At 59.8% G+C, this 23,612-nt stretch carries 23 protein-coding genes; 12 read left to right on the forward strand and 11 right to left on the reverse strand.

The genetic code is table 11. From position 1 onward, the window contains the following. Positions 1-141 precede the first annotated feature (141 nt). Positions 142-846: a hypothetical protein gene (locus FHT92_RS22935; protein WP_183829641.1), complete on the forward strand. Its 705-nt coding sequence runs from the start codon at positions 142-144 to the stop codon at positions 844-846. Between the two features lie 9 nt (positions 847-855). On the opposite strand, the gene ggt is transcribed toward FHT92_RS22935, so the two are convergent. Together ggt and FHT92_RS22945 are read right to left on the reverse strand one after the other, a co-directional pair. Beyond that, positions 856-2,598 (reverse strand): gamma-glutamyltransferase, encoded by a 1,743-nt coding sequence (gene ggt, locus FHT92_RS22940; protein WP_183829644.1) that lies wholly within the window; start codon positions 2,596-2,598, stop codon positions 856-858. Positions 2,599-2,660: 62 nt separating this feature from the next. Then, a complete protein-coding gene (locus tag FHT92_RS22945; protein WP_183829647.1) occupies positions 2,661-3,515 on the reverse strand; it encodes a helix-turn-helix transcriptional regulator in 855 nt (284 codons plus the stop codon). A gap of 112 nt (positions 3,516-3,627) precedes the next feature. Between FHT92_RS22945 and FHT92_RS22950 the strand changes: the two genes are divergently transcribed. Next, a complete protein-coding gene (locus FHT92_RS22950) occupies positions 3,628-4,344 on the forward strand; it encodes an SDR family oxidoreductase (RefSeq protein ID WP_183829650.1) in 717 nt (238 codons plus the stop codon). A 72-nt stretch (positions 4,345-4,416) separates the two neighbouring features. Here the strand turns inward: FHT92_RS22950 and FHT92_RS22955 are convergent, their stop codons facing one another. From FHT92_RS22955 to FHT92_RS22980, 6 genes are all read right to left on the reverse strand, one after another. Continuing rightward, positions 4,417-5,466, reverse strand: coding sequence for an alpha/beta fold hydrolase (locus tag FHT92_RS22955; protein ID WP_183829652.1), 1,050 nt, complete (start codon positions 5,464-5,466; stop codon positions 4,417-4,419). Positions 5,467-5,544: 78 nt separating this feature from the next. Beyond that, positions 5,545-6,162 carry a hypothetical protein gene (locus tag FHT92_RS22960; protein ID WP_183829655.1) on the reverse strand — a complete coding sequence of 206 codons (618 nt, stop codon included), beginning with the start codon at positions 6,160-6,162 and terminating at the stop codon, positions 5,545-5,547. 99 nt (positions 6,163-6,261) lie between these two features. Continuing rightward, positions 6,262-6,387: a type B 50S ribosomal protein L36 gene (ykgO, locus tag FHT92_RS22965; RefSeq protein WP_109457334.1), complete on the reverse strand. Its 126-nt coding sequence runs from the start codon at positions 6,385-6,387 to the stop codon at positions 6,262-6,264. Positions 6,388-6,564: 177 nt separating this feature from the next. Continuing rightward, on the reverse strand, positions 6,565-7,632 hold the full coding sequence (locus FHT92_RS22970; RefSeq protein WP_183829892.1) for a 5-(carboxyamino)imidazole ribonucleotide synthase: 1,068 nt from the start codon (positions 7,630-7,632) through the stop codon (positions 6,565-6,567). After that, positions 7,629-8,123 carry a 5-(carboxyamino)imidazole ribonucleotide mutase gene (gene purE, locus FHT92_RS22975; protein ID WP_183748867.1) on the reverse strand — a complete coding sequence of 165 codons (495 nt, stop codon included), beginning with the start codon at positions 8,121-8,123 and terminating at the stop codon, positions 7,629-7,631. Before purE ends, FHT92_RS22970 begins: the two co-directional genes overlap by 4 nt. A gap of 16 nt (positions 8,124-8,139) precedes the next feature. Further along, positions 8,140-8,343, reverse strand: a complete 204-nt coding sequence (locus FHT92_RS22980; RefSeq protein ID WP_007826473.1) for a YdcH family protein — start codon at positions 8,341-8,343, stop codon at positions 8,140-8,142. Between the two features lie 230 nt (positions 8,344-8,573). On the opposite strand from FHT92_RS22980, the gene FHT92_RS22985 reads away from it, so the two are divergent. Further along, a complete protein-coding gene (locus FHT92_RS22985) occupies positions 8,574-8,747 on the forward strand; it encodes a YdcH family protein (RefSeq protein ID WP_007826474.1) in 174 nt (57 codons plus the stop codon). A 154-nt stretch (positions 8,748-8,901) separates the two neighbouring features. Here the strand turns inward: FHT92_RS22985 and FHT92_RS22990 are convergent, their stop codons facing one another. Beyond that, entirely contained in the window at positions 8,902-9,162 is a 261-nt protein-coding gene (locus FHT92_RS22990; protein ID WP_025669780.1) for an ArsR/SmtB family transcription factor, read from the reverse strand. 64 nt (positions 9,163-9,226) lie between these two features. Next, complete coding sequence (locus FHT92_RS22995) at positions 9,227-9,991, reverse strand: sulfite exporter TauE/SafE family protein (protein WP_183748768.1); 765 nt, start codon at positions 9,989-9,991, stop codon at positions 9,227-9,229. Between the two features lie 108 nt (positions 9,992-10,099). Between FHT92_RS22995 and FHT92_RS23000 the strand changes: the two genes are divergently transcribed. Continuing rightward, positions 10,100-10,753: a thiamine phosphate synthase gene (locus FHT92_RS23000; protein ID WP_183829658.1), complete on the forward strand. Its 654-nt coding sequence runs from the start codon at positions 10,100-10,102 to the stop codon at positions 10,751-10,753. 10 nt (positions 10,754-10,763) lie between these two features. Next, entirely contained in the window at positions 10,764-11,843 is a 1,080-nt protein-coding gene (locus FHT92_RS23005) for a tetratricopeptide repeat protein (RefSeq protein ID WP_183829662.1), read from the forward strand. Positions 11,844-11,959: 116 nt separating this feature from the next. Here the strand turns inward: FHT92_RS23005 and FHT92_RS23010 are convergent, their stop codons facing one another. Then, the gene (locus tag FHT92_RS23010; RefSeq protein ID WP_183829665.1) at positions 11,960-13,693 is read right to left on the reverse strand and encodes a chemotaxis protein; all 1,734 of its coding nucleotides are present in this window, start codon (positions 13,691-13,693) and stop codon (positions 11,960-11,962) included. Between the two features lie 353 nt (positions 13,694-14,046). Here FHT92_RS23010 and FHT92_RS23015 point away from each other — a divergent pair, with 353 nt between their 5' ends. From FHT92_RS23015 to FHT92_RS23045, 7 genes are all read left to right on the forward strand, one after another. After that, positions 14,047-14,376 carry an STAS domain-containing protein gene (locus FHT92_RS23015; RefSeq protein ID WP_183829668.1) on the forward strand — a complete coding sequence of 110 codons (330 nt, stop codon included), beginning with the start codon at positions 14,047-14,049 and terminating at the stop codon, positions 14,374-14,376. Further along, the gene (locus tag FHT92_RS23020; protein WP_183748778.1) at positions 14,373-14,741 is read left to right on the forward strand and encodes a response regulator; all 369 of its coding nucleotides are present in this window, start codon (positions 14,373-14,375) and stop codon (positions 14,739-14,741) included. The genes FHT92_RS23015 and FHT92_RS23020 overlap by 4 nt, the downstream gene beginning before the upstream one ends. Further along, positions 14,738-16,798, forward strand: a complete 2,061-nt coding sequence (locus FHT92_RS23025) for a chemotaxis protein CheA (protein ID WP_183829671.1) — start codon at positions 14,738-14,740, stop codon at positions 16,796-16,798. The genes FHT92_RS23020 and FHT92_RS23025 overlap by 4 nt, the downstream gene beginning before the upstream one ends. Next, complete coding sequence (locus tag FHT92_RS23030; protein WP_183748782.1) at positions 16,795-17,304, forward strand: chemotaxis protein CheW; 510 nt, start codon at positions 16,795-16,797, stop codon at positions 17,302-17,304. The genes FHT92_RS23025 and FHT92_RS23030 overlap by 4 nt, the downstream gene beginning before the upstream one ends. Before the next feature lie 30 nt (positions 17,305-17,334). Continuing rightward, entirely contained in the window at positions 17,335-19,047 is a 1,713-nt protein-coding gene (locus FHT92_RS23035) for a methyl-accepting chemotaxis protein (protein ID WP_183829674.1), read from the forward strand. 359 nt (positions 19,048-19,406) lie between these two features. Further along, positions 19,407-21,335, forward strand: coding sequence for a methyl-accepting chemotaxis protein (locus FHT92_RS23040; protein WP_183748786.1), 1,929 nt, complete (start codon positions 19,407-19,409; stop codon positions 21,333-21,335). A 158-nt stretch (positions 21,336-21,493) separates the two neighbouring features. Continuing rightward, positions 21,494-23,554, forward strand: coding sequence for a methyl-accepting chemotaxis protein (locus FHT92_RS23045; protein WP_183829677.1), 2,061 nt, complete (start codon positions 21,494-21,496; stop codon positions 23,552-23,554). Positions 23,555-23,612 lie beyond the last annotated feature (58 nt).

Consider the following 23,612-nt stretch of genomic DNA (forward strand, 5'->3'; position numbering starts at 1 on the left):
TCCGGCGGCAACAATGATCCCAGAATGAACCCGATTGCGTTCGCGGTCGACCCGGATCGTGATCGAGGTCTCGAAATGAGGGCTGAAAATCCATCCTGGAAATGTCCTCGACGGGAGGACCTCATTCATGGACGGATTTCGATGATCATTCTTCTTGTGATGCCGGTGCTTCTGGTAGCGTCTGCGGCTCTGCCGGACAAGGCATCGACAACTGCAATTCCCGATCTTTCAGGCGTGCGTGCGGTTGCCATCAGCGGTGACGCAAGCTCGATCAACATCACCACGCGACGCGATCAGCCCTATGGCGCATCGCTGAGCGGGCGACGGAAAGGCTGGTTCTCATCCTGGTATTCAAGCTGGTACTTTGCCGATTGTCGCAACAATAGCGACATGCGGGTTGATGGTACGGTGTTGCATATCGATATCGCCGCATCGTCCTGGCTGGACCCATCCGGCTGCGTGGTTGAGGTCAATGCCAATGTGCCTGCCGGTGCGGCCCTCCGGATCGATCAGAGCGCCTTCACCGCAAGGCTCATTGGTCATTTTTCCGAGCTTGCCGTTGCCGGAAAGGCGGCCGACGTCACCCTCGACGGTCATGCCAGTGGCATCGATATCCGCGGGGATGCCGTGAAGGCTTCCCTCGACTTCGACAGGGTTGAAGCGGACGAAAACGTGTCGATCCGCGCTCGCGCGCTCGATGCCTATCTCGGCTTCGGAGACAATGTGCCGGTCGACTACAAGGTAGCGGCGCAGGCTTCCTGGGTCGACGCCCGGCAGCCAAGCGTGCCGGGCGCAAAACCGCATGTCGAGATCGACGGCGATTTTGTTCGGGTGAGAATCCGCTGAGGCGCTTGCTCAATAGCCGTTGGCGGAACCTTCGGCTGCGCGACTGTCCATCGCGCCGTTGTAACGGGCGCCGCCGCCCTTCTCGATCGCCGCAAGGCTCCTGCCGCCGACGAGAATGCCGGCCGCCTGTCCCCAGACGGGCGTATTATTGCCGGCATCGAACTTGTAACCCATTGCGGCAAGCGCCTTTTCGGTATCCGGCGAGAGGGCGTAGGGCTCCAGGTAGACCATGTCCGGCTGCCACTGGTGATGGATGCGCGGAGCATTGACCGCCTGGCTGATATCCATGCCAAAATCGACGACGTTGAGGATGGCTTCCAGGGTGATCGTGATGATGCGCGAGCCGCCGGGGCTGCCGATCACCATGAAGGGCTTGCCGTCCTTGGTGACGATCGTCGGGCTCATCGAAGAAAGCGGCGTCTTCTTCGGCGCGATGGCATTAGCCTCGCCCTGCACGAGGCCATAGAGGTTCGGCACGCCGGGCTTGGAGGTGAAATCGTCCATCTCGTTGTTGAGCAGCACGCCGGTACCGGGTGCGACGACACCGGCACCGAAGGAGCCGTTCAGCGTATAGGTCACGGCAACTGCATTGCCCTCATCATCGATAATGGAATAATGCGTGGTCTCGGTGCTTTCCTTACCGCCGAGCGGCTTCAGATTGGCCGAGGTGCCGGCCCGATAGGGATCGATCTTGGCACGAATTGACGCCGCATAACTTCTGTCCAGCAGTTTAGAGACGGGATTGTCGATGAAGTCGGGGTCGCCGAGGGCGGCGTTGCGGTCCACATAGGCATAACGCATGGCCTCGACCATGATGTGTACTGCCTCGGCCGATCCGTAACCGAAATAAGAGAGCGGATAGCCTTCGAGGACGTTCAAGATCTCGCAGATGATGACGCCGCCGGAGGAGGGCGGCGGCGAAGAAATGATGTCATAGCCGCGATAATTGCACTCGATCGGCTTCAGTTCCCTCACCTTGTACTGCTCGAAATCGTCCTTGGCGAGAATGCCGCCCTTGGCCTGGCTGGCCTTGACGATCGCCTCGGCAGGCGCGCCCTTGTAGAAGGCATCGGGGCCTTTCTCCGAGATCGACTGCAGGACGGCGGCGAGATCGGGCTGCACCAGTTTCTCACCGGGCATATAGGCGCTGCCGCCGCTTTTCAGGAAGATTTTTGCAGCTTCTTCGTCTTTCGCGAGCCGTTTGGCGCTGCTGGCGAAAGTGGCTGCGTCACCCTGTTCCAGCGTAAAGCCTTCCTTCGCATATTTTAAAGCCGGGGCGATCAGTTCCTCACGCGTCCTGGTCCCGTATTTCTCGCGGGCGGTCTCAAAGCCCATCACCGAACCCGGCGTACCGACGGCGAGATAACCGTCGAGGCTGGCGCGCGGGACGATATCGCCTTTGGCATCGAGATACATGGTTTTGGTTGCAGCGAGCGGTGCGCGTTCGCGGAAATCAAGAAAGGTCGTTTTTCCATCCTTCATCCGGATCGTCATGAAGCCACCGCCGCCGAGATTGCCGGCCGTCGGATAGACGACGGCGAGCGCATAGCCGACTGCGACCGCGGCATCGACGGCATTGCCGCCGCTCTTCAACACGTCGACGCCGACATCGGTTGCCAGATGCTGGGCGGTGACGACCATGCCGTGCTCAGCTTCGACAGGTGCCGGCGAAGCGGCAAAAGCCGGCAACGGTGCGAGACAAAGCGAAATGGCGGCGAGAATGGCGACGGATTGTCTGGGAAGGCGGTCCATGATTTTCCCCTCGAAGGACGGCGATGGGGAAGATATGGCGTCGCTTCTGTGAGAGACAATGATCAGGTGAGAAGCTCAGCGAGTTTCCTGTTCGTGTCGTGCTCTTCGAGAGGCGTGTAGACGATCAGCTTCATGTCCGGTTGGCTCATCAGCGCGAGGCCGGTATGTTCGAAACACATCAAGCCCTTGAGCGGATGGTTCAGGCGCTTCACGCCTGACAGCGGAGCCACGACTTCATGGCGTGGCCACCAGGCGCGGAATTCCGCACTCGCCTGCTGGAGCAGTGCGATGAGACGCTCGAAATCCGGGTCGCCGGCATAACGGGCGCTGTCGGCGCGGAACATGGCGAGCGAGACGCGGGCGACGGCCTCCCAGTCGACCAGCAGGGTGCGGTGAAAATCATCGGCAAACAGCCGGTGCATGGTGTTGCGCTCGTCCGGTCCCAGCCGGTCATAACCACCGAAGAGCAGGTCGGCGGCACGGTTCCAGGCCAGTACGTCCCAGCGGCGACCAAGCACATAAGCCGGCTGATGTGTCAGATTGTCCAGCATGCGGCGCAGCGGCTTATCGACCACCTCAGGGGCTGACGAAAGTGGCTGCGGCGACTGGCGACTGTTGAGGGTGAAGAGATGCTGGCGCTCGGCCTCATCAAGGCGAAGTGCGTTTGCGAGCGCGTTCAGCACCTGCGGGGAGGGGCGGATGTCGCGCCCCTGTTCCAACCAGGTGTACCAGGTGGTGCCGACACCGGCGATCATGGCGAGCTCTTCGCGCCTGAGCCCCGGCGTGCGGCGGCGAAAACCGTCCGGCAGGCCGACGTCGGCAGGCCGCAGCCGCTCGCGGCGCGAGCGCAGGAAGGCCGCGAATTCTCGACGGCGGGCTTCGAACGTATCGAGTTTCTGATCCATGGCAGTCATCATATCAGTATCGATACCAGGATAAAATTGAGTCTGTTTGCGATTTTGGAACCCCGCAAGATGAAACCGCTCCCGGCAACGAAAGCGGAAGTTCGATCATGCAAAGGAGTATTCCATGTCATTGCAGCACGCAGTCGTTATCGGCGGCTCTTCAGGCATCGGCCTTGCCTCGGCAAGACTGCTTCTGGAACAGGGGTTTCGCGTCACCATCGCCGCGCGGGATCAGGCGAAGCTCAAGGCTTCTGTTGACCATCTTTCCGGCGAGGTCGGAATGATCGCCATCGATGCGCGAGATCCCGCCGCGGTGAAGCAGGCCTTCGAAAGCCTCGGACCCTTCGATCATCTCGTGCTGGCGCTAGGCAGCGGCCATGGTGCCGGTCCTTTCGCGACGCTCGACATGGCCGACCTGCTCGCCGGCTTCCAGACGAAGCTCATCCCGCATGCGGCGACGGCGCAAGCGGCTCTGCCTTTCCTGCAGCCAGAAGGCAGTATCACCTTCGTATCTGCCGTTAGTGCGCAGGCCGCAATACCGGGAACCGCAGGTCTTGCCGCCGTCAATGCGGGGATCGAGGCGATGGTACGGGTACTTGCGGCTGAGTTGAAGCCGTTGCGCGTGAATGGCGTTTCGCCTGGTGTGATCGATACGCCGTGGTGGGATTTCCTGCCCGCCGAGCAGCGTCAGACTGTCTTCGAGGATTTTGCCGGCCGCACCCCGGTCGGTCGCATCGGCCGGCCGGAGGATGTCGCCAAGGCCGTCGCCTTCCTGGTATCGAGCAGCTTCATGAGCGGTCACGTCCTGACTTGTGACGGCGGCATTCACCTCGCGACCTGATGAGGCGTCCCATCGGTGATGCCTCGGGAGCGAAAACCAAAACGGCCTGGTTCTCCCTTCACGTCGCCCAGTTCACGGTGCTGAACATACGATTGATGGTGGCATTGTTCCGAGCGTCTGATTGGTGGAAGAACCGGCGAGCCGTTCTTCTGCCTTGCGGGCAATCGCTGCAAGGTTGCGCGGCTTGCCGGCAATCTTCTCGATGGCTGCAATGGCGACGTCGGTCGCAAGATAGTCAGGCTTGTGGCCGACGCCTTTGATCGTGACGAGTTCCGACCCCCTTATATCTCGCGCCAATCCACGCGAATGCAGATGCTCCCAGACGATCTCGTCCTTGTCGCCGGTGATGATAACTGATGGTGCTGATATCTCGGAATAGTGCGGCGCGTTGGCCGTCAGATATTCATGGGGCCGCTTGAAGTCGGTGGCGTTATTGTAAAAGGCGCGCGGCCGCAATACCAGCGACGGACCGGTCCTGGCAACGTAATCGAGGGGCCGGGGGTTGGGGCGGAAGACATTCACCGTACCGCGCTCCAGCCGGTGCAGGCCAAGCGGCACGACGAGCGCATGATTGAAGAGCCATCCGACAACCGGTGTCGTCGCGACATGATAATACCAGTCGATGCCGCCAGGCCATGGATGGGAAGCAGGGGCCAGGAACAGCAGACCCGCCGTCTTGTCCGGATGGCGGACGCCGAAGGCTGCAGCGATCGCGCCGCCGAAGGAATGGCCGATGATAACAGCCTTCTCGATGCCGCGCTTTTCCATCAGTTTGGCAATGGCATCGGCCTGGCCTGACGGCAGTGCGTTCTCCGGCCCGCCGCGTTCGGAGTAGCCGTGACCGGGGCGGTCGACGAAGAGCATCTCGGCGCGGCCTTCCAGCGGCTCGCGAAAGGCGCCCGCCTGGTCCAGCAAGTTGCCGCTCGCGCCATGGATGAAGACCAGGGGCGGAAGATCGGCAGCGTCGGGGCGCCGGATATGCACAGCATTCATGCGATAGCCGCCAATATCGGTCAGTTCGCCGATATTGGGATAGGCATGTTCGAACTGGCGAGCCTTGTAGGAGGAATAGCCGATAGCGGCAGCAACGGGAGCGAGAAGGGCAGAAACTTCGGCAAGCATGGCTTCAACCGGACAGAGACCACATCACTGAGTTAAGATTGTACGCTTTCCTACGCCGTCAAGTGCGCGCCGGATCTGTCAGGTGCGGCTGCCGGCGAGCTTTTCCGAGAGCGTGCCGACCTGCTCTTGCGCAGTGCGATCGGCGGGGTAGACATCCAGAACGCGCTCCCAGGCCTTGAGGGCGATCTGGTCATTGCCCGTGGCGGCGAGAATAGCCGCCATGCCTGACAGCGCGCCGAAATGACGGGGTTCGAGCTTCAGCACCTGTTCGATATCTGCCATCGACTTGCGATAATTGCCGAGCACGAAGTTCAGCGTTGCGCGACGATTCCAGCTTTCGGTATAGGTGGGTTTCAGGGCGATGGCTTCATCGAGAAAATCGAGCGCTGCGGGATTGCGCTTCTCCTCGATCGCTTTGTCAGCCCATTGCATCAGGAGATTGATCGTCGCGCTGTTGGAATCGTTCCATTCCATGCGAATCTGATTGGCGATGCTGCCTGCCTTGTCCGGGTCGCGTTCACGCTTCAACTGACCATAGAGCTGGTCGAGACGCTGCTTCGGCGACGAATCGGTGTTGGCCTGTTGTTCGACAATAACATCCTTCTGCTGCGCCATGGCAGGAGGGGCAGGGGCAAACAAGGTGAAAGCAAGCGGCAGCGCCGCTGAGGTCAAGGCAAAAAAGCGCATGGCGGACATATTAGCCCGCCATCGCTGAAGATCAAACAAATTTGGCGTGATCACCGAAGCGACCAACCGATATGCCCGCCTGAGGGCAGGCAAACCGGATACGCGCAATCAGCCCTGACGAGCCTTGAAGCGCGGGTTCTGCTTGTTGATGATGTAGATGCGGCCCTTGCGGCGAACGAGACGGTTGTCACGATGACGCGCCTTGAGCGACTTGAGCGAATTCTTGATCTTCATTTTTCTGATCCGCGATGTTTCTGGGGGAATTCACATTCGCCCGTGTCTTTTAACAATCAAAAGCGCGCCGGCTGGGCGCGCTCTTTAGGTGGGGGAGCAGATAACCCGGCCTCTTCCTTGTGTCAACCACGTGAAGGCTTTTTTCCGCGGGTTTCAGGCGCTGGCCGGGCAAACGGCTCAGCAGGCTTTGCCCGTCAGCGTCGTCACGTGGCCCATCTTCCGACCGGCGCGCGCCTCGGTCTTGCCGTAGAGATGCACCAGCGTGTCGTCACGTTTCAGCCAGTCCGGAACGGCAAGAATATCGTCGCCGATGAGGTTCTGCATCACGCAATCGGAATGGCGGCGCGGATTGCCGAGCGGCAGGCCGGCGACGGCGCGGATATGCTGTTCGAATTGCGAGACGACGCATGCCGCTTCCGTCCAGTGGCCGGAATTGTGGACCCGCGGCGCCATCTCGTTGGCGATCAGGCTGCCATCGGCCAGCACGAAGAACTCGATGCCGATGACGCCGACATAATCGAGCGCGGTGAGAATCTGTTCGGCAGCCTTGCGCGCCGCATCGGCGGTGGCGGCGGAGATTGTCGCCGGAATTGTCGAAGTATGCAGGATGCCGTTGCGGTGCACGTTTTCGGCCGGGTCGAAACAGAGCACAGTGCCGTCGGCGGCGCGGGCGGCGATGATCGAGACCTCGCGTTCGAAGGCGACGAAGCTTTCGAGAATGAGCGGCACAGAGCCAAGTTCCGCATAGGCGCCGTGAGGATTGTCGGCCGGCGAGCGGAATACCTTCTGACCCTTGCCGTCATAGCCGAGGCGGCGGGTTTTCAGCACGCCCTGGCCGCCGAAATCTTTCAATGCAGATTCGAGATCGGCCTGGCTGTCGACCGCGTGGAAACGGGCCGTCGGAATGTTGCAGCCATTGATGAAGCCTTTTTCGGCCAGTCGGTCCTGAGCAGCTTCCAGCGCCCTCGGCGGCGGATAGACGGGCACGCTCTTTGCCAGCATTTCTGCAGCGGTGACGGGAACATTCTCGAATTCGTAGGTTACGACATCGCAGAGCCCGGCCAGTTCGGCGAGTGCTGAAGGATCGTCATAGGCGGCGGTGATCTGGCGGTTGGCGAGCTGGGCGGCGGGGCTGTCGGCCTGCGGTTCCAATATCACCGTGCGGAAATTCAGCCGTGCTGCGGCCATGGCAAGCATGCGGCCGAGCTGGCCACCGCCGATGATGCCTATCGTCCTTACCATCAGAGATCGTCCATCGGATATTCGGCAACAGAAGCGCTCTGGCGCTCGCGCCATTCGTCGAGGCGTTCGGCGACCTCGTCGTCGGAAAGAGCAAGCACGGCAGCAGCAAGAAGTGCTGCGTTGATCGCGCCGGCCTTGCCGATGGCAAGCGTGCCGACGGGGATGCCGCCTGGCATCTGGACGATAGAGAGCAGGCTGTCCTGGCCGGACATAGTCTTCGACTGGACCGGCACGCCGAAAACCGGCAGCGGCGTCATGGCCGCCGTCATGCCCGGAAGGTGAGCCGCGCCACCCGCGCCTGCTATGATGACCTTGAAGCCTTCGGCACGTGCGCCTTTGGCGAAATTCACGAGCCGGTCGGGTGTGCGATGAGCCGAGATGATACGCGCGTCATACTCGATTTCCAGCGCCTCCAGCGTATCGGCAGCATTCTTCATGGTTTCCCAGTCTGACTGGCTGCCCATGATAATGGCGACTGGCGGTCTGTCTGTTATCGTCACAATCGTTCCTTCAGGCGATGATATCGGGGATGATCTGATCTTCCAGTTTGGACAACTTGTCCTTGATCACGAGCTTTTTCTTCTTCATGCGCTGGATGCGCAGAGCATCGCATCCCGTCTCGATCATGGCGTTGATCGCGGCGTCGTAATCCTCATGCTCCTGGCGCAGGCGCGCCACCATGAGCCTGATTTCCGCCTGTTCCTGATCGGCCATTTGCATTCCCCATGATCGTCTTCGGACCTTGTCCGGTCTGCCGATAATTTCCGCAAGCTCCTATCACCAAATAGAGGTAACGGGAAGTTAGTGTTGATCATGAATTTGCCGCTTAGTCTCCATCTTTTGGCCTTCGACAAGCATTCAAAAATGTGTCACAGTCCGCGCGTTGACACCTTGGATCTCCAGCAATGGATGGCTGGGGAAGGGTAAGAGGAAGGAAGGGTCAAATGACTGTTCAAGCTCATCTTGAATCGCTCCAGAAAAAGCATGTCGCTCTCGAGGAGGAGTTGCATGCCCTGAGAACATCTCCCTCTATTTCCGATACTGAACTTGCCGAATGCAAGCGCCGTAAGTTGCGCATCAAGGACGAGATCGAGCGTCTCAAGTCATCCGTCCATTGATCTTTCCAGGATATCGCCGGACATCAGTCTTGTGAAAGAAAAGGTAAATTCCCCAATTTTCTAGTTTATCAAGCAAGACCCGGTGAATAACCGAAATCAAGCGCCAGTCCCTTGCATGCGGCATCGGGCTGGCGTTTTTACGAAAAGGGCGCCTTCAGGCCCAGAACTGATCCAGCCAGAGATTGAGCTTGTCGAAGCCGCGGTTATTGACCGTGTAGATGCGCTTCGTTCCCTCCGAAGTCACGGAAACGAGGTTGCTTTCGAGCAGCGCTTTCAGGTGTTGCGACACGGCGGGGCGGCTGATCGGCAGGCCCTCGGCAAGCTCATTGACCGTCTTTGGCGCGCGTCGCAATTCCTCCAGCAAGAACCGCCGGTTCGGATCGGCAATCGCGGCGAAAGGGTCCGTGTTCGACATCCCAAAAAGTTACGTCAAACAGGCGTATCCAGCAAGGGAATTGTGCATCGCAACGAAACGCATCCTATTCGAGCATGCCTTCACGCAGGATCAGGAAAGCAGCGATCAGTGCCATGGCATACATGAATGGGTAGAATATCTGCGGCTGCATGCGCCGCACACACCATGCCCCGGTAATCGTTGCCAGCGGGGCGAAGGGCAAGAGCGTGGCAGAGGCCAGAAGATTGCGGGTCTCGAACTGCCCAAGCGCAAAATACGGAACGAGCTTGACAGCATTCAAAATGGCGAAGAAGCGCACGCTCGTGCCGGTGAATTCGCGTGGCGGCAGCTTGAGCGGCAGGGCGTAGATCTGGAAAGGCGCGCCGCCGGCATGGGCGACGAAACTGCCGTAACCGGAAAACGTGCCCCAAAGACTTGCCAGGACCGGGCGCTGGGGTCGTGGCGGGACGACTTTTCCCTTGCCGGGGCCGAAATTGTTCCAGAAGTAACGCAGGCAGAAGGCAACGGTGACGGTACCGATGAGAATGCGCAGCACGCTTCCCGGCACCAGAGCGGAGGTGGCCCAGCCGAAAGCGATGCCGAGAAGGGCGCCCGGTAGCATCATCTTCAGCGTCCTCCAGTCGCCATGCTGGCGCCAGATGACCAGCGATATCATGTCCATGAAGACGAGGATGGGAAGCAGAATCGCGGCGGCTTCGACGGGTGCCACGACGAGGGCGAGAAAGGGAAGACCGATCAGCGACAAAGCGTCGCCCATTCCGCCTTTGGCAAGCCCGACAAGAATGACAGCCGGGATTGCGGCGTAGTAAAATGACAGATCATGCGGCATGCTTTTGAAGTTCCTGCCCTTGCAAGCCCCCTCTATCGGAATTACTCACTCAAAACGAGTGCGGATCCGCCATAGAGCGGGAAAAACCGCCGCAGATGGAAAGACTTCATGACCGAACCGGAAAACCGCTGCCGCCTTGTTCTCGTTGTGCCCGATATCGCCGACGCCGATGAACGGGCGACGATCGTTGCCGATGCGTTGAAGGGCGGCGATGTCGCCTCCGTTATCCTGCCGCAATATGGTCTCGATGATAGCAGCTTTCAGAAACATGCCGAAAAGCTCGTGCCCATCATCCAGAATGCCGGTGCTGCGGCTTTGATTGCCGGCGATAGCCGCGTCGTCGGCCGTTCGAAAGCCGATGGCCTGCACATTACGGGACCGGCAAGCGAGATTGCCGATGCGATCGATCGTTATGCGGACAAGCTGATCGTCGGCGGCGGCAATGCCGCCGACCGGCATAATGCACTGGAGGTCGGCGAGGAGCGGCCCGATTACATCTTCTTCGGCAAGCTCGACGGCGACATTAAGCCGGAGGCGCACCCGAAAAACCTGGCGCTTGCCGAGTGGTGGGCGTCGATGATCGAAATTCCGTGCATCGTCATGGGCGGCACTGATCCGGCTTCCGTGCTTGCCGTTGCAGAGACTGGGGCCGAGTTTGTGGCAATGCGCGTGGGGGTATTCGCAGAGCCGGCTCAGGCGCCCTCGATCGTGGCTCAGATCAATGCTTTGCTTGACGAAAAAGCGCCACGGTTTGAGGATTGATATCGCGCTTATGCCGATGCCCGCCCGCCCTTCGAGATGCGCTCTCCTTTGTATGACGGCCTTTTTTGCGGTCTGGCCGGAATTTGTGCTGGCACAGACAAATGAAGCGATCACCGAACCTTCTGCGGCACCCAGCCAGACGTTCCGTACCGACCGACCGCAGCCGCAGGGGATTGTACCGTCCGATGGTGTCGGGGTTTTCGATCGTATGGGTGCGAAGCTGCCCGACCTGCCGCCTGAAAAGGAATATACGGGTCCGGTCGACGAGGCGTTCGGCGCCTATCAGCGTGGCTATTATCTGACCGCCATGGACAAGGCGCTGCCACGGGCGCAACTCGGCGATCCGGCAGCCCAGACCCTGATCGCCGAAATCCTGTCGCAGGGCCTCGGCGTCAAGCGGGACATGAAGAATGCTGCCTTCTGGTACGGCAAGGCGGCGGAGGGCGGCGATCCGGCCGCCATGTTCAAATATGCGTTGCTCCTGATGGAGGGCAACAATGTCACGCGCGACAAGGCGAAGGCCGACGAATATATGCGCAAGGCGGCCGACGGCGGGAATTCGTCCGCCCAATTCAATTGGGCGCAGACCCTCGTTGCCGACAATCCCGGCAACAAGGGTCTGAAACTTGCCCTGCCTTACTATGAAAAGGCGGGAGAGCAGGGCGTCGCCGACGCGCAATATGCGGTAGCGCAGATCTATCAGCAGGTCTCAGACCTGCCCGAAGACAAGAAGCAGCTGGCCCGGGACTGGATGGCGCGCGCGGCGCGGGCGGGCTTCGATACGGCTCAACTCGATATGGGTATTTGGCTGGTCAACGGTGTCGGCGGGCCGAAGGATTACGTGCGCGGTTTCGAATGGCTGAAGCTTGCCGCCAACCGGGGCAATGTCGTCGCGCAGAACAAGCTCGCGCATCTCTACATTAATGCGATCGGTACGGCGCCCGATCCGATCGAAGCTGCCAAATGGTATGTCCTGTCGCGGCGGGCGGGATTGAGCGACCCCTCGCTCGAGGATTTCTATCTCGGCATCGAGGACGACCAGCAGAAGGCGGCGATCGAAGCGGCGAACAAGTTCCGCCGCATCAACTAGAGCATTTCCAGCGAAAACAGAGTCGCCTTCAATGCTCTACCTTATTGTTTTTCTGCAATTCCGGACGCAAAACCGGTTCCCACTTTTGCTGGAGTTGCTCTAACCCGTGGCCCCTTCTAAAAAAGGGCGTCCTCGAACAGATCTTCGTCGCTCCGGACTTTGGCGGGCTCAGCAGGAGCCGCTGCCGTTGCTTGCTCGGTGGCGGGAATGATGTCGCGATGGACATTGCGTTCCTGGACCATGGTGTAGAGCTTGAAGATCGTGCGGTCGAGCGGAGCGATTGCTTCGGCGATGTCGGAAATATCGGCGATCTGGTCGCCGGCCGCGGTTTCCAGCACATCGGCGCAGCGGGCGAGCACGTCGCCGAGATCATGCTGGAAATCGAGCTTGCCGATCAGCAGGTTGATCCTGGTCGCGACCTCGCGGCCATGTTCGGCAAGCACCTGGAGTTCGTCTTCCATCAAGTTGGCGGCCGAGCGGATCGTGCTGACGGCCGAGGTGAGGCTTTCGGCAAGACCGCCATTCTTGGTGCCGGCGGCGGGGGCAACGCGCCCAGCCGAGGCTTCGAGCGCCGGCAGGCCATTGACGATGGCATCGGCTGAATCATCGAGCTTGCCGGCAAAGATGCGCAACTCGGCGGTGACGACGTTGATCGACTTACCTTCCTCGCCGAGACGGCTGCAGCGCAGGTTGGTATTCAGCGCCATATAGTGAATATCAGTCTTGACTGCTCGGATCGCTTCGATTGACTGCAGAAGCGTTGCAGCAGTGCCGATCGTCGATTGACTGACCTGGTCGGCTTGACGGCTTGCCGTATCGACCTGCTTGACGATCTCATGGGCAGCGGAGACGCTGGATTCCAGCGCGCGCATGAAATTGCCGCCGCTGCCGTCGCTCTGACCGCTCATCTGGTCGCGCAATCGCAGAATTTGCTGCGTATCCTGGCTGAAGCTCGCGATGGTCTTTACGACGTTGCGGGAATCCCTTTGGAAGTCGGTGCACATCTCAGCCATCTGCGCGGCGGTCAGGTGGTGGATGACGTTCTGCAGCCGTTTGCGTGCATCGGCATCGAGCTTGGCGCCGTCTGCGCTCGCGAAGAAATTCTCCAGCAGCGAGAAGATACTCTGCACATGCTCGATGCGCTGGCGGGTAATGTCACCGATCTGCAGTGCCGAAAGCGTAGATGCGACTTTGCCCTGTACGCCGCGAGCGATGGCGCCTACCTCGCGGGCGATGGCGCCGAGGTTCTGACGGTGATCGGCAATCTTCTTTGCGTCGTCCTTAAGCGCCGTGGCGACTGCGGGAACGGTGCCGGCGTAGCTTTTGGACAGACTGTTGCCAAAGGAGAGGGCGAGCTTGACCTCCTTCAGCAGACTGTCCAGATGGCTTGCAAAGCGATTGACTTCGTCCGTCCCCGAATAGATGCGCTCGAGGATTTCCTGTGCGAAGCCCGCGAATTCGGCGAGACCCGCACCCGTTATCTTTACCGTGACTGCGAAGGTGCGCAGGTAGCGCATCGTCTCCTGCATATCCGCGACGTGCCGGTGCAGTTCCGAGCCCGTTTGGGCCAGTGCCGTCAGAGCCTGCTGACGGTTTTCCTCAGCGCCGGGAAGCTCAATCAAGTTCTGAACGGTCGCATTCAGATCGGCGCTGGTGTCACTCGCCTCATTGGTGTCCAATGCCTTGGTGAGCTGTTCCAGCGACGTCAACAGACGATTGAGGACATCCATCACCGAAAGCAGAACGGTGCCACCTTCGAGGAACCGTTCCTCGACTTGAGCGCGGGCCGATTCCAGGGTCAGGCTGATGTCCGACCCTGAGGCGTAGAGCGCAGTCTGTGCCGATGACATCGTGTTTGTCACATTTGTACCTTTACTTCTAAACACAGGCAATTTGATTCTATTTTTACGGGCAGGATGGAAACGGCAGGTAAACGCCGCAGACTCGTCAACGTTGTGATTAACAACGCTTAAAAGAGTTCGGCGAAATTTGATGCGTACCGTTTAGATCCGGATTATCTACATGTTTTTACGACTTATTTTATAACATGAACATGCATCAGTATAAGTTATCTTGGATGAGAAATCAGGGAGTCCGGACTCGCTGTAATTGCAATTTCCTACAACCGCTGTTTACGCGCTGTTAAGCCTGTCATGAGAGTCCTTTTAGGGTCGTTAAGTATTCTCCGACCATGGAGGCTGCATTGGATACTCAGGCGCAATATTTCGAATCTATATCGCTTCCCGAAGTTCTGAGCATTCGTACTGCTTCAGAAGTATACGCGAAGATTATCGATCAATTTCGCGACAGTAATAACATTATTCTAAGCCTTCCCGAAAACGCGGAAGCGGATCTGAGTTTTCTTCAGCTCGTCGAAGCCGCCCGTCGTCAGGCAAAAGCGACAGGCAAGACTATCACGCTTTCGGCTCCGGCCAGCGGCTCGCTTCTCAAGGTTCTTGAGCGTGCCGGATTTGCGGAAGCCTTCGATCACGAAGACACAAAGTTCTGGTTGCATAAAGAGGTGACGCTATGAGCGCAAACATCCTGACCGTCGACGATTCCGCCAGCATCCGGCTGACCACCAAGGTCACGCTCACCAATGCAGGCTATGCAGTCACCGAAGCCGTCAATGGCGCCGAGGGCCTGGCGATTGCCAAGAGCGGCAATTTCGACCTGATCGTCACTGATCTCAACATGCCCGTCATGGACGGGCTGACGATGATCGAGGAGCTGCGGAAACTGCCCGCCCAGGCCGGCGTGCCGATCATCTTCCTGACGACGGAGTCCGATGCGGACCTCAAGGCCCGTGCCAAGGCCGCCGGCGCCACCGGCTGGCTCACCAAACCGTTCGATCCGGAAAATCTCGTTAAGATCGCGAAGAAGGTTCTGGGCAGATGAGTTCGCTTGATCCAGTCGCAGTCTTTCGTACCGAAGCGGCCGAATGCCTCGAGGCGATCGAAGCCGGCCTTCTCGACCTGAACCACGACCTCGAAAACAAGGATCTCGTCGACGCCGTGTTCCGCGGCCTTCACACGTTGAAGGGCTCGGGGGCAATGTTTGGCTTTGAGGCGCTAGCCGCTTTCACCCATCATTGCGAGACGGCCTTCGACCGTGTTCGCAAGGGTGAGGTTCCGGCAACCGCTGAGCTCGTCGCTGCCGTGCTCGCCGCGCAGGACCATATGCGCGCCCTCGTCGAACAGCCCGACGCGGATCACGGCGATACCGGTCACAAGCTGCTTGTACAACTCCAGGCCGCCGTCGGCGGCAAGGCCGAAGTCAAAGAAGCCGTCGCCTCCGCTGCTGCCGCGCCTGCGGCGGCCGCTCCTACCAAGAAGAAAACGACCTGGCGCATCCGCTTCAGCCTGCCGGCGAATTCCATGGCTAACGGCACCAATCCGCTTGGTCTTCTGGATGAACTGCGCGATCTCGGCGAATGCACAGTCCGCGCAAACACATCAGGCATTCCGCAGCTCGACGATCTGGTTCCAACTGAGCTTTACGTCTCCTGGGACGTCATTCTGACCAGCGAACAGGACCGTTCGGCGATCGACGACGTCTTCATCTTCGTCATGGATGACATGGAGCTCGACGTTCAGGAAATCTCCGATCCGCAAGCCGCATCTGCCGAGACAAAGAGAGATGGAGCTCCCGCTCCGGTCGCCCCGGTTACGCCAGCCCCGGTCGCATCCGCGCCAGCCGCCGCTCCGGAATTCCGACCGGTCGAGGCGGTTCCGGTGAAACGCGAAACGGCTCCCGTTCAGGCGGCAGCCCAGGCAAAGGCACAGGAAAACGTTCGCGTTCCGGCAGAGCGTCTCGACGAGCTGATGGACCGCGTCGGTGAACTCGTCATTGCCCAGTCGCGCCTCAGCCAGCTGGCAAGCTCCAGTTCGGATATTGCCCTGCGCTCGGTTTCGGAAGAAATCGAACGTCTCTCCGGCGAGCTGCGCGACACGATGATGGTGTTGCGCATGGTGCCGGTCGGGACGCTCTTCTCACGCTTCCGCCGCCTCGTCCATGATCTTGCGCGTGAAACCGGCAAGGTGATCGAACTCGTCACCGAAGGCGAGACCACCGAAGTCGACAAGACCGTCATCGAGCGTCTCGCCGATCCATTGGTTCACCTCGTTCGCAACTCGATCGATCACGGCCTCGAGCCGCCTGCCGAACGCCTTGCTGCCGGCAAAACGGAAGCAGGAACTGTGACGCTTGCCGCCCGTCAGTCCGGCGGCGAGGTCATCATCTCGATCAAGGATGACGGCCGCGGCATCAACCGCGATCGGGTTCGCGCCAAGGCGGAATCCTCGGGGCTCATCGCGCCTGGCCAGCCGCTTTCCGATCAGGAATTGCTGCAACTCATCTTCGCACCGGGCTTCTCTACGGCTGCAACGATCACCAATCTCTCTGGTCGTGGCGTCGGCATGGACGTCGTCAAGAAAACGGTTGAGGCGCTGCGCGGCGCAATCGAGATCGTCAGCCTGCCGGGGCAGGGCTCGGAAGTCTCTCTCCGCATTCCGCTGACGCTTGCCATCATCGACGGCCTGCTCGTTCGTGTCGGTTCCGGTCGTTATGTCATCCCACTCTCGGCGGTCGAGGAATGCCTCGAACTGTCGCTCGAAGAAGATCTTCGCTCGCGTGGGCGCAGCTTCATCTCGCTGCGCGACAGTCTGGTGCCGTTCCTCAGGCTTCGCGATCTCTTCCGTACCGGCACCAAGCCGGACGTGCATCAAAAGGTCGTCGTCATTTCGACGGGCACCGAACGTGTCGGCCTCGTGGTCGATCAGATCATCGGCGACCACCAGACGGTCATCAAGTCGATGTCGAAACTGCACAACGACGTGGCGACCTTCTCTGGCGCCACCATTCTCGGCGACGGCAGCGTCGCCCTCATTCTTGACGTCGGGCATCTCGTTGCCGCGGGTCAGCAACAGGAGGCGCAATTGCGCGTGGCAGGATGAGCACAGCAGCAACAGCCGAAAAATTAGACAAGCACTGGAAATACGCCGAGGAAATCGAAGTTCTGACCTTCGATCTCAATGGCGAAACCTTCGCGCTGGAAGCTGTCATCGTCCAGGAAATCCTGGATCTGCTTCCCGAGACCGCGGTGCCGGGCAGCCAGCCCTTCGTCGCCAGCGTCATCAACTTCCGCGGCAAGGTCATTCCGCTTGCCGATCTTCGCCTCGCTTTTGGGATGGAAGCTTCGGAAGCGACGATCGACAGCCGCATCATCGTCATCGAGGTCGATCTGCAGGGGGAGCAGACCCTGGTGGGAATGCGTACCGACAAGGTGAACGAGGTGACGACCTTGACGAGGAGCGCCAGTGAACCGCCGCCAAGCGTGGGCATGCGCTGGCGCGCGGATTACATCAACTGCCTGGTCAAGAGGGATGGCGAGTTCATCATCCTCCCGAATTTGCAAGCAATTTTTTCATCGAGGCATGAGACGGCGGGGGCCGTCAACTAGCCGGCGGCCAATTATTGAGGGGTTAAGACGATGCGATTGACGATCAAGACAAAGCTGGTGACAGCGTTCACTTTTATCATTCTCATGCTCATGGGCACTGCCGCCTACGGCATCTTCAGCCTCGGTTCGCTGAACGACACGATCGGCAATCTTCTTGCTGGTCCCGCTGCGCGCCTCGACCTGGCGCAACAGATCAATATCGCCCAGCTCGAAGCCATCCGCCAGCAGAAGAACCTCCTGACGGCGCGTAATGCCGACGACGCTTCCGGTGCTATCGAAAAGGGCAACAAGGCTCGTAAGGATTTCGCCGATGCCTTCGCTGCCGTGACGAAGCTTGCGACCGAGCAAGGCAAGGCGCGTTGGGAACGCGTTGCCGAACTCTCTAAGGCATTCAATCAGGCTGACGACCAGATCCGAAATTTCATCAAAGACGGCAATGTGGACGGCGCCAACAATGTCTCGGTCACGACGGCTCGCCAGGCGGCCAACGATATCGACGCCACACTCGATGAAGTTCTGACGCTCGAAAAGCAGCGCATGAAAGAAGCCGATGATAGCGCCGATCAGCAGTATGCCACGACGCGCACGACGATGATTGCGGTTGCTGCCGTAGCGTTGCTGATTGCCGGCCTCACTGCCTTCTGGATCGCGAATACTATCAGCAAGGGTCTCAGCCGCGCCAACACCGTTGTCCGCGAAGTTGCCGAAGGCGACCTGACGAAGATGGCCGAAATCACCACGCATGACGAAATCGGTGAACTGCTCGGCAACGTCAATGTCATGATCGAACGCCTGCGCGGCGTCGTCGCCGACGCCTTGTCCGCCGCCGATAATGTTTCATCGGGCAGTCAGGAACTCTCGGCCAGCTCCGAGCAGGTCTCGCAGGGTGCGACAGAGCAGGCGGCTTCGGCTGAAGAGGCATCCGCTTCGATGGAGCAGATGGCTGCCAACATCAAGCAGAATGCCGACAATGCTGCCCAGACCGAGAAGATCGCCCGCCAATCTGCCAAGGACGCGGAAGCTTCCGGGGATGCTGTCAACCGCGCCGTCGATGCGATGCGCACGATTGCCGAGAAGATCGGCATCGTCCAGGAAATCGCCCGTCAGACCGACCTTCTTGCCCTGAATGCCGCTGTCGAAGCTGCGCGTGCCGGCGAACATGGCAAGGGGTTTGCGGTCGTCGCCTCGGAAGTCCGCAAGCTGGCTGAACGCAGTCAGTCTGCAGCCGCTGAGATCTCTTCCATGTCGAGCGACACCGTCAAGGCCGCACGCGATGCCGGCGAAATGCTCGGCCGTCTGGTTCCTGACATCCGGAAAACCGCCGAACTGGTCTCGGAGATCAGTGCCGCCTGCCGCGAGCAGGATATCGGCGCCTCGCAGATCAACGAGGCGATCCAGCAGCTCGACAAGGTGACCCAGCAGAATGCCGGCGCCTCGGAAGAAATGTCGGCTACTTCGGAAGAGCTTGCCGCTCAGGCCGAGGAACTGCAGGCTTCAATTGCCTTCTTCAAGGTCGATGCGGCAGGTGCGACCCGTGCCGGCGTACGGAAGACCGTTACAAAGACGGCTGCCAAGGTGGTCAACGGTTCCGCCGCTGCCCCACGCAAGCCAGCTCCGGCGACGCATAACCACAATCAGGGCCACACCGTTCCTTCCCAACAGGCACGCGCCAAGGGCTTTGCTCTGGACATGTCGATGGGCGGCCCGGACGCCGGTGACGACGATTTCCGCGAAAGCGCCTAAGCGTTTCGTTGAAATGAAGACTGCCGCGGACCTCTGGCCCGTGGCTTAAGGAAATGCCCGACGTGTGTATGCGTTGGTATCGATCGGCAGATGTCCGCCTGCCAGCTTTAAGAGACAGGCGGAGCATCGGGTTTCCCCGAAAGTGGGATCTTCCGCAGTCAGACGCGCTGCGGTTTTGCAAGCCGATCGTGAACTCCCGCAGGGGTCCGTAACGATGGACATGCGGAGCAAGCGACGATGGCCTCCAGCAATTGAACGTGCCCGCAATGCATGCCGCCAAAAGCGGCAGAATGACGACCCATGCCCGAACTTCGAGTCATGCATCCAGCTCTGTCGATCACCTTCAAGGAAGTATTCAAATGCGCTTCACCATTAAACTGAAACTGGGTCTTGCCTTCGGCTTGATGACCCTCTTGTTGGTCGGCATCGCCGTTTATGGCAGCATGAGTCTCGGCTCTTTGAATGATGCCAGCGGTGCTATGATCGATGGGCCTGTGCGCCGTCTTGAACTCGCGCTGACAGCCAACGTGGCCGAAGTCAACGCCATTCGCGCGCAGAAAAATGCCCTGCTTTCAACCGATCCGCAGACGTCGTACGGATTCTACAAGGAGGCCGATCAGAACCTGCAGGCGATGCTTGAGTCCGTCAACGACGGCCACAAAATCGCTTCGCCCGAAGGCAAGCCCTATTGGGAAAAGTTGCAAGGCATTGGTGCGAAATTCCGTGAGAAATCCGCTGAACTTCAACAGCTCGACGCCAAGGGCGATCAGGCCGGTGCCCAGGCCCTCTCGCTTGGCGAACTGCGTGACATGACGAACGATATGGGCGAAGCAATTGCCGCCCTTGTCGAAATCCAGCGCAAGGGAATGAAGGCGACTAACCAGGCCAACGACGATCTTTATAACTCTACCAAACTGATCCTCAGCGTTGCATCGGGTATTGCCGTGTTGATCGCGCTGAGCGCTGCCATCTGGATCATGTTTGGCATCAGCAATGGTCTCAAGAAGATCGCGACTGTCGCAAAGGCCGTTTCAATCGGTGACCTCGACCAGAATGTTGCCGTCAAGACCAATGACGAAATCAAAGATCTGATCGAGACCGTCAATGTCATGACGGCCAATCTGCGCAATACCGCAGAACTTGCCGACAAGATCTCTATGGGTGACCTGTCCGTCGATGCCAAGCCCCTGTCGGACAAGGACGTTCTCGGCATCGCGATGCGCAGCATGGTGACGAATCTGCGCACAACGGCGCAGATCGCCAACCAGATCGCTAACGGCGACCTGACCGTCTCTCCGCAGCCGCTGTCCGACAAGGATACGCTGGGCATCGCTCTGGAGCAGATGGTCGAGCGCCTGCGTGGTGTCGTTGCCGATGCGATTGCCGCAGCTGAAAACGTCTCGTCCGGCAGCCAGGAACTGTCGGCGAGTTCCGAGCAGGTGTCGCAGGGCGCAACAGAGCAGGCGGCCTCGGCTGAAGAAGCGTCCGCGTCGATGGAGGAGATGGCCGCCAACATCAAGCAGAATGCCGACAATGCCGCCCAGACCGAGAAGATTGCCCGTCAGTCCGCCAAGGATGCGGAGAATTCCGGTGATGCCGTCAACCGGGCGGTGGCCGCCATGCGTACGATCGCCGAGAAGATCGGCATCGTTCAGGAAATCGCCCGTCAGACCGACCTGCTTGCCTTGAACGCTGCTGTCGAAGCTGCACGTGCCGGCGAACATGGCAAGGGCTTCGCAGTGGTCGCTTCCGAAGTGCGCAAGCTTGCCGAACGCAGCCAGTCGGCAGCAGCGGAAATCAGTGCGATGTCAGGTGATACGGTGAAGGCAGCGCAGGAAGCCGGCGACATGCTCGGGCGCCTGGTGCCCGACATCCGCAAGACGGCCGAACTGGTGTCCGAAATCAGCGCCGCCTGCCGTGAACAGGATATCGGTGCAGCCCAGATCAACGAAGCGATCCAGCAGCTCGACAAGGTGACGCAGCAGAATGCCGGCGCTTCCGAGGAAATGTCGGCGACCTCCGAAGAACTGGCGACCCAGGCTGAGGAACTGCAGGCGTCGATCGCCTTCTTCAAGGTGGATATGGCCGGCAACCGCCTGTCGCGCGCTCCGGCTGCCAAGGTGACGGTGCGCACACCGGCTCCGGCCGCAGCCCGAAAGCCGGTCGCCAAGAAGACCGCACCTGCCAATACGGTCGCCGCCCAGCAGGCACGCGCCAAGGGCTTTGCTCTCGACCTTTCCATGGGTGGCCCCGACGACGGCGATGCCGAGTTCAAGGAAAGCGCCTGAGCACTTTCCTGATTGATCCCGTCAGGGGCCTCGCATGTGGCCCCTGACACGAGCTTTCGGGGCCTAGGAACGCCGGACGGGATGCTTTGCTGCATGAGGCGGCAACAAGGAAACCATCATTCAAATTATTTATGTCGCTTTCAAATAGGGGTATTGCGATGCGCATCACGATCAAGCTCAAGCTCGCAGCCGCATTCGGCTTCGTCATACTGTTGCTAGTGGGTAGTGCAGTCTTTGGAATTATCAGCCTCAGTTCGCTGAACGATGCCGTTGGCAACCTGATCGCAGGCCCTTCAAAAAGCCTGGAGCTGGCTCTGGAGGCCAAAGCTGCCGAGCTCGATGCCATCAGGTGGCAGAAGAACGCCCTTCTGGAAACGGATCCTGAAGCGGCCAAGAAACACTACGAAAACTCGGCAAAAAGCATGGATGAAATGCTCGCGTTCGCGACAGGCGGTCAGCAGATCGCAATGGCTGACAGCAAGCCGACATGGGACAGGCTGATCGAGCTGAGCAAACGTTTCGTTGATGGTTCCAACAAAGTCGCCTTGATCCAGGAAAGCGGCGACAGGGCAGGGGCCACGGCTTATTCCGGTGGTGAGGTTCGCGCCATCGTCATGGAGCTGGAAGACGTCTTCACGGCGCTTGTCACTCATCAGCAGAAGGCGATGACCCAGGCCGACGACGATACGGAAATCCTCTACGGCAACACCAGAAACTTGCTGATCGGCATCGCCATCGGCGCTTCCGTCATCGCTTTTGCCGCCGCACTGTGGATCGCGCTCGGCATCAACAGTGGCCTGCGCAAGATCATGAACGTCGCCAGCGCTGTCGCCATCGGCGATCTGAACCAGAAGGTCGAGATCAAGAGCAACGACGAGATCAAGGATCTGGTGAACACGATCAACGTCATGACGGATAATCTGCGCAATACCGCTGGCATCGCGAACGAGATTTCGAACGGTGACCTCAGCGTTACACCGAAACCGCTCTCCGACAAGGATACGCTCGGCATTGCCATGCTCGGCATGGTGAACAACCTGCGCGCCACCGCCGATGTTGCCAACCAGATCGCTGAAGGCGACCTCTCGGTCGAGGTCAAGCCGCTTTCAGCCAAGGATACGCTCGGCATCGCGATGCAAAGCATGGTCACCAATCTTCGTGCCACCGCCGATATTGCCACGCAGATTGCTGCCGGCGATCTGACCGTTTCTCCGAAGGCGCTCTCGGCCAAGGATACACTCGGCACTGCGCTCGAACAGATGGTGGAGCGCTTGCGTGATGTCGTCGCGGATGCAATTGCAGCCGCCGAGAATGTTTCGGCCGGCAGCCAGGAGCTTTCGGCGAGCTCGGAGCAGGTATCGCAGGGCGCCACCGAGCAGGCCTCTGCGGCCGAGGAAGCTTCCTCCTCGATGGAAGAAATGGCTGCCAACATCAAACAGAACGCCGACAATGCCGCCCAGACGGAAAAGATCGCCCGTCAGTCCGCCAAGGATGCGGAGATGAGCGGCAGCGCCGTTTCCCGCGCCGTCGAAGCCATGCGTACGATCGCCCAGAAAATCAGCATCGTTCAGGAAATCGCCCGCCAGACCGACCTTCTCGCACTCAACGCTGCCGTGGAGGCTGCTCGTGCCGGCGAGCACGGCAAAGGCTTTGCCGTCGTCGCTTCCGAAGTGCGCAAGCTTGCCGAGCGCAGCCAGTCGGCAGCAGCCGAAATCAGCGCCATGTCGAGCGATACCGTCACGGCCGCCCAGGAGGCAGGCGATATGCTCGGCCGCCTGGTGCCTGATATTAGAAAGACGGCGGAACTCGTGGCGGAGATCAGTTCGGCATGCCGCGAACAGGATGTCGGTGCGTCGCAAATCAACGAGGCGATCCAGCAGCTCGACAAGGTAACCCAGCAGAATGCGGGTGCTTCCGAGCAGATGTCTGCGACGTCGGAAGAGCTCGCTGCCCAGGCCGAGGAACTGCAAACGTCCATCGCCTTCTTCAAAGTGGACACGGCGGGTGGCAAGGCAATGGCGACGAGTGGCCGTCAGGGCCGCGCACCGGCCGCCAAGGTGACCACACGCCCGGCTCCGTCTGCGGCCCGCAAGCCGACCGGCAAGGCGGCTCCCGCCAACGGCGTTGCTGCTCAGCAGGCCCGCGCCAAAGGTTTTGCCCTCGACATGTCCATGGGCGGACCAGACATGGCGGACGATGATTTCCGGGAAAGCGCATAGCCTCTTCCCGGCGGACGCATCGGGGCCGCAGCAACAGCGGCCCCGTTACAGCCGGCGC

The sequence above is a fragment of the Rhizobium sp. BK377 genome, from assembly GCF_014193935.1.
Lineage (GTDB): Bacteria > Pseudomonadota > Alphaproteobacteria > Rhizobiales > Rhizobiaceae > Rhizobium.

Coding starts and splice junctions, on each gene's coding strand:
- FHT92_RS23045 (WP_183829677.1), top strand. CDS start 21,494: ATGCGCATCACGATCAAGCTCAAGCTCGCAGCCGCATTCGGCTTCGTC.
- FHT92_RS22985 (WP_007826474.1), top strand. CDS start 8,574: ATGACTGTTCAAGCTCATCTTGAATCGCTCCAGAAAAAGCATGTCGCT.
- FHT92_RS23035 (WP_183829674.1), top strand. CDS start 17,335: ATGCGATTGACGATCAAGACAAAGCTGGTGACAGCGTTCACTTTTATC.
- FHT92_RS22995 (WP_183748768.1), bottom strand. CDS start 9,991: ATGCCGCATGATCTGTCATTTTACTACGCCGCAATCCCGGCTGTCATT.
- FHT92_RS23040 (WP_183748786.1), top strand. CDS start 19,407: ATGCGCTTCACCATTAAACTGAAACTGGGTCTTGCCTTCGGCTTGATG.
- ykgO (WP_109457334.1), bottom strand. CDS start 6,387: ATGAAGATCAAGAATTCGCTCAAGTCGCTCAAGGCGCGTCATCGTGAC.
- FHT92_RS22990 (WP_025669780.1), bottom strand. CDS start 9,162: ATGTCGAACACGGACCCTTTCGCCGCGATTGCCGATCCGAACCGGCGG.
- ggt (WP_183829644.1), bottom strand. CDS start 2,598: ATGGACCGCCTTCCCAGACAATCCGTCGCCATTCTCGCCGCCATTTCG.
- FHT92_RS23030 (WP_183748782.1), top strand. CDS start 16,795: ATGAGCACAGCAGCAACAGCCGAAAAATTAGACAAGCACTGGAAATAC.
- FHT92_RS22950 (WP_183829650.1), top strand. CDS start 3,628: ATGTCATTGCAGCACGCAGTCGTTATCGGCGGCTCTTCAGGCATCGGC.
- FHT92_RS23005 (WP_183829662.1), top strand. CDS start 10,764: ATGCCGATGCCCGCCCGCCCTTCGAGATGCGCTCTCCTTTGTATGACG.
- FHT92_RS23025 (WP_183829671.1), top strand. CDS start 14,738: ATGAGTTCGCTTGATCCAGTCGCAGTCTTTCGTACCGAAGCGGCCGAA.
- FHT92_RS23010 (WP_183829665.1), bottom strand. CDS start 13,693: ATGTCATCGGCACAGACTGCGCTCTACGCCTCAGGGTCGGACATCAGC.
- FHT92_RS22960 (WP_183829655.1), bottom strand. CDS start 6,162: ATGTCCGCCATGCGCTTTTTTGCCTTGACCTCAGCGGCGCTGCCGCTT.
- FHT92_RS23020 (WP_183748778.1), top strand. CDS start 14,373: ATGAGCGCAAACATCCTGACCGTCGACGATTCCGCCAGCATCCGGCTG.
- FHT92_RS22945 (WP_183829647.1), bottom strand. CDS start 3,515: ATGATGACTGCCATGGATCAGAAACTCGATACGTTCGAAGCCCGCCGT.
- FHT92_RS22980 (WP_007826473.1), bottom strand. CDS start 8,343: ATGGCCGATCAGGAACAGGCGGAAATCAGGCTCATGGTGGCGCGCCTG.
- FHT92_RS23000 (WP_183829658.1), top strand. CDS start 10,100: ATGACCGAACCGGAAAACCGCTGCCGCCTTGTTCTCGTTGTGCCCGAT.
- FHT92_RS22955 (WP_183829652.1), bottom strand. CDS start 5,466: ATGCTTGCCGAAGTTTCTGCCCTTCTCGCTCCCGTTGCTGCCGCTATC.
- FHT92_RS22935 (WP_183829641.1), top strand. CDS start 142: ATGATCATTCTTCTTGTGATGCCGGTGCTTCTGGTAGCGTCTGCGGCT.